The 3,588-nt window shown below is 72.0% G+C and carries 4 protein-coding genes; 3 read left to right on the top strand and 1 reads right to left on the bottom strand.

Features of this window, described 5'->3' with window-relative positions; genetic code table 11:
- Positions 1–155: 155 nt before the first annotated feature.
- On the top strand, positions 156–1,403 hold the full coding sequence (locus tag ACK4LS_RS14610; protein ID WP_409718810.1) for a D-arabinono-1,4-lactone oxidase: 1,248 nt from the start codon (positions 156–158) through the stop codon (positions 1,401–1,403).
- 240 nt (positions 1,404–1,643) lie between these two features.
- Here ACK4LS_RS14610 and ACK4LS_RS14605 read toward each other — a convergent pair whose 3' ends face one another.
- Positions 1,644–2,372 carry an SDR family oxidoreductase gene (locus tag ACK4LS_RS14605; RefSeq protein WP_409718807.1) on the bottom strand — a complete coding sequence of 243 codons (729 nt, stop codon included), beginning with the start codon at positions 2,370–2,372 and terminating at the stop codon, positions 1,644–1,646.
- A 235-nt stretch (positions 2,373–2,607) separates the two neighbouring features.
- On the opposite strand from ACK4LS_RS14605, the gene ACK4LS_RS14600 reads away from it, so the two are divergent.
- Positions 2,608–3,366: a nucleoside/nucleotide kinase family protein gene (locus tag ACK4LS_RS14600; protein WP_409718804.1), complete on the top strand. Its 759-nt coding sequence runs from the start codon at positions 2,608–2,610 to the stop codon at positions 3,364–3,366.
- Positions 3,363–3,588 (top strand): ATP-binding cassette domain-containing protein (locus tag ACK4LS_RS14595; protein WP_409718801.1); only part of this gene is annotated, 226 nt, incomplete at its 3' end. The genes ACK4LS_RS14600 and ACK4LS_RS14595, both read left to right, overlap by 4 nt.

Raw genomic sequence — 3,588 nt, 5'->3', positions numbered from 1 at the left:
GGCGCCGGCGCCGCGGCGGTGTCGGCGCCCGCTGGGCCCGGCCGCCGAGAGTGCGAACGCGAAGACGGGGGGTCGCGGCATCCGCCCCTCCCGGGAGGGTCGACGGCCCGGATGTCGGCGGTCCGGTGCAGGATGGGAGCGACGCGAGGAGAACCATGACCGCCACACGACCCTCCGGAGCCACCTGGTCGGGCAACCACCGCTACCGAGCCGCAGAGGTGCTCCTGCCCGCCGACGCCGACGAGCTCGCCGAGGTCGTGACCTCGAACGCGAGGGTGCGCGTGCAGGCCACCCGCCACACGTTCAACGACGTGGGCGACTCCGACGACGCGCTCCTGTCGCTCGAGCGTCTGCCGACGCGCATCGAGGTCTCCGGCGACCGGGTGCGCGTGGAGGGCCTGGTCACCTTCGCGCAGCTCGCGCCGGTGATCGAGGCCGAGGGGCGGGCCCTGCACAATCTGGGTTCTCTCCCCCACATCTCCGTCGCCGGCGCCGCCGCGACGGGCACGCACGGGTCGGGCCTTCGCAACGGAAACCTGCCGAGCGCCGTCGAGGCGCTGGAGATCCTGGACGCCGACGGCCGCACGCATCGCGTCGACCGCGACCACGCGTGGTTCCCCGCCGCCGCCGTCGGGATGGGCGCTTTCGGCGTGGTCACCGCCGTCGAGCTGCGCACCGAGCCGACGTACACGGTCACGCAGCAGGCGTACACCGGCGTGTCCTGGGACGACATCGTCGGCGACCCCGCGCACGTGTTCGGCTCCTCGCGCAGCGTGAGCGTCTTCACGACATGGGGCGACCCCGCGCACGACCTCGTCTGGGCCAAGAGCGACGCCGGCGAGCCCACCTGGGTCGAGGAGCTGGGCGGCCGCCCGGTGGGCGACGACATCCATCTCGGACGCATCCGCACCGTCGACAACACCACGCCCCGCGGCACGCCCGGCCCGTGGCACACCCGGCTGCCGCACTTCCGCGCCGATGCGCTGCCGAGCGACGGCGACGAGATCCAGTCGGAGTACTTCGTGCCGTTCTCCTCGGCTCGCGAGGCGCTTTCGGCGGTGCGCGCGATCGCCCCGGGTTTCCAGGAGCAGCTGCTCGTGACAGAGCTGCGCACCGTCGCCGCCGACGGTCTGTGGATGAGTCCGGCGTTCGAGCGCGACGTGCTGGCGATCCACTTCACCTGGCGCAACGACACCGCCGGCGTCCTCGCGGCGCTCCCGGGCATCGAGGCGGCGCTCGCCCCCTTCGACGCGCGTCCGCACTGGGGCAAGGCGTTCACCATGTCCGGCGAGGCGATCCGGGCGACGCTCCCCCACGCCGACGACTTCCGTGCGGCCGCGCACGAGGCCGACCCGCGCGGGGTCTTCCACAACGACTTCCTGCGGCGCACGCTCGGCCTGTAGCCGCGCGGCGCGCGGCATCCGGTCGGGCGTTCGCGTGCGTGCTCGGTCGCGCGTGCGGGGGCCTGCGCGCGCCCGGGCACGTGTCCGGTCGTCCGTGTGCGGTCGTGCGCGTGCGGTCGTGCGCGTGCGCTCGTGCGTGTGCGGACGTGCTCGGGCGCGCCGCAGAACATCAGCGGGCGGGGACGCACGGAACCACAGGACGGCGCCGCCCACCGCGGCGCCGTCCTGTGGCATCCGGGATCAGCGGCTGGAGTACCCGCCGTCGATGGGGAGCGAGACGCCCGAGATCATGCCGGCGCCGTCGCTGAGGAGGAACACGATGGGGGCGGCGATGTCGTCTTCCGTGGCCCACTTGTGCAGCGGCATGGCCTCGAGGAAGGGGCCCTCGATGTCGGGTCGCCCCCAGTACCAGGCCGACATCGGGGTCATGACGACCGTGGGGTTGACGCTGTTGACGCGGATGCCGTGGCCGCCGAGCTCGAGGGCCGAGACACGCGTGATGTTGTCGAGCGCCGCCTTCGACGACCCGTACGAGATGTGTCCGGCGAGGGCGACGAGGCTCGCCTGGCTCGAGACGTTCACGATCGCTCCGCCTCTGCCGACGCGGATCATCTCGCGGGAGGCGTACTTGGTGACCAGAAGCGAACCGCGGGCGTTGATGCTCATGACCCTGTCGAACACGTCGATGTCGGTCTCCATGGGCGTGGCGATCTCGCCGCCCCAGCCGCCGCAGTTGACGACGCCGTAGAGGTCGCGCCCTTCGATCGCGGATCGGATCTCGTCCTCGGACTCGAGGTCGAACACGACGGGCTCGGACCCGGTCTCCTCGGCGATCGCCGCGACGCTGTCGGCGGTGCGTCCGGCGGCGAGGACCGTGGCTCCGGCGGCCACGAGGTGGCGGACGGTGGCACCGCCGATCCCGCCGCCGGCGCCGGTGACGAGGATCGTGCGGTCGGTGAATTCGGTCATGGCAAGGCTCTTTCGCGGGCTTCGAGGGCGGGGACGACGGCGGTGTCGTCGCGGCCCATGATAACCACAGAATCACGCGGATGACTTCGGTGTCATGACGAAATGATCACGGGTGTTGACACCGGTGTCACGGTGGGCATACCGTAACCGGAGTTCGACCGGCGACCACCTCCGCCGGACCGCTTCATCGACGCAGCACCGAGACGTGCGGCGTCGCCCGGAAGGACACATCGCTGTGACCCACACCTCGGAGACCGACGCGTCGACCACCCCGTCGATCGCCCTGTCGCCCGCTGCGTCGGCAGCCGCACCGGCCGCCGTGGGGAACACCGCCGCGACCGTGCACCTCGACGAACTCGTCGAGCGCGCCCGCTTGCTCGCGACCACCGGTGAGCGTCGTGTGCTGGGACTCGCCGGAACTCCGGGGGCGGGCAAGTCCACCGTGAGCGACGCGCTGCTCGCCGCCCTCGGCGACAGCGCGGTGCTCGTCGGCATGGATGGCTTCCACCTCGCGAACGAAGAACTGGTGCGCCTCGGACGCCGCGACCGCAAGGGCGCCCCCGACACCTTCGACGTCGAGGGCTACGTCGCCCTGCTCGACCGGATCCGGACGGGACACGCGGTGTACGCGCCGCGCTTCGACCGCGGCCTCGAGGAGTCGATCGGCTCGGCGGTGCGGGTGCCCGCCGAGGTGCCGCTCGTGATCACCGAGGGGAACTACCTGCTGCACGACGACTTCGGGTGGGATGCCGTGGCATCCCGTCTCGACGAGGTGTGGTTCCTCGACATCGAGCCGCACGCCCGACGCGAGCGCCTGGTCGCCCGCCGCCTCTCCCACGACCACCCCTACGACGAGGCCGTCGCCTGGGTCCGCGAGGTCGACGAGCGCAATGCCGCCGTCGTCGAACGCGGGCGCCACCGTGCCGACCTCGTCGTCACCGTCTCCGACGCCCCCGCCGGGGCTGTCGGCCACCACGAAGGAGCTGCCTCATGAGCACCACCACGACCGTGCCAGTGCTGCAGGCGCGCGGCCTGTCGCGTCAGTTCGGATCCGTCCGCGCCCTGAACAACGTCGACTTCGAGGTCTACCCCGGCGAGGTGACGGCCCTGATCGGCGACAACGGCGCCGGGAAGTCGACGCTCGTGAAGGCCCTGTCGGGCAACCTCGCCGTCGACGAGGGCGAGATCCGCTTCGACGGCTCGCCGATCGACATGT

It is taken from the genome of Microbacterium sp., assembly GCF_046295495.1.
Taxonomy (GTDB): domain Bacteria; phylum Actinomycetota; class Actinomycetes; order Actinomycetales; family Microbacteriaceae; genus Microbacterium.
The sequence above is the reverse complement of the archived record's forward strand: the minus strand, read 5'-3'. Positions and strand labels throughout refer to the sequence as shown.

Coding starts and splice junctions, on each gene's coding strand:
- ACK4LS_RS14605 (WP_409718807.1), bottom strand. CDS start 2,372: ATGACCGAATTCACCGACCGCACGATCCTCGTCACCGGCGCCGGCGGC.
- ACK4LS_RS14610 (WP_409718810.1), top strand. CDS start 156: ATGACCGCCACACGACCCTCCGGAGCCACCTGGTCGGGCAACCACCGC.